A 563-nucleotide genomic window follows, 5' to 3' on the forward strand; every position below is an offset into this window, starting at 1 on the left:
GCAGCGTGATGATCCAGGCGAGGAACAGGACCGCGATGATCACGAAGTTCTCGAAGAAGGCGAGCGGGCCGGTGAGTTTTTCGATCTCGTCGAGGAGGGGCAGCGCCGCATCGAACCCGGTCGCGGCTATGAACCCTGGCTTCATGATGTCCTCGGCTGTGATCGTGCCGCCGGTGGCATTCAGCCCTAATTGAGCGAAGCTGGTGAACACAATGTCCGAGAGAAGCGCGAAATTGCCGAGGATGAGCGCGAAGGCGCCGACATAGAGGACTTTCTTGAGGAACCGTCCGACAATGTCCGTGTCCGGACCCATGGCCCAGAAGAGGCCTGCCAGTGTGATGTCGATGGCAATGAGCGCGGAGGTCAGGAAGGCGACATCCGGCTGCAGCAGGCCAAAGCCGCTGTCGATGTAAGAAGAGAAGGTCGCGACGAACTGGTCGATGACGCCGAGGTCTTCCATCGCCCTAATCCCTCGTATAGGCGACGCCGTCGCCGACGAAGCGCTTGTGACGGATGCGGGCCTGTTCCCGGGTGGCGGCCCGGCGCGATTCTTCGAGCGCCAC

Annotated in this window: 1 protein-coding gene; it reads right to left on the reverse strand. The window is 61.6% G+C overall.

The window, feature by feature from the left end; genetic code table 11:
• The coding region (locus HY26_RS02920) for a type IV secretion system protein (protein ID WP_199288534.1) at window positions 1-460 on the reverse strand (460 nt) is incomplete at its 3' end.
• Window positions 461-563: the final 103 nt, after the last annotated feature.

The sequence above is a fragment of the Hyphomonas sp. GM-8P genome, assembly GCF_003263315.1.
In the GTDB taxonomy this organism is placed as follows: Bacteria; Pseudomonadota; Alphaproteobacteria; order Caulobacterales; family Hyphomonadaceae; genus Hyphomonas.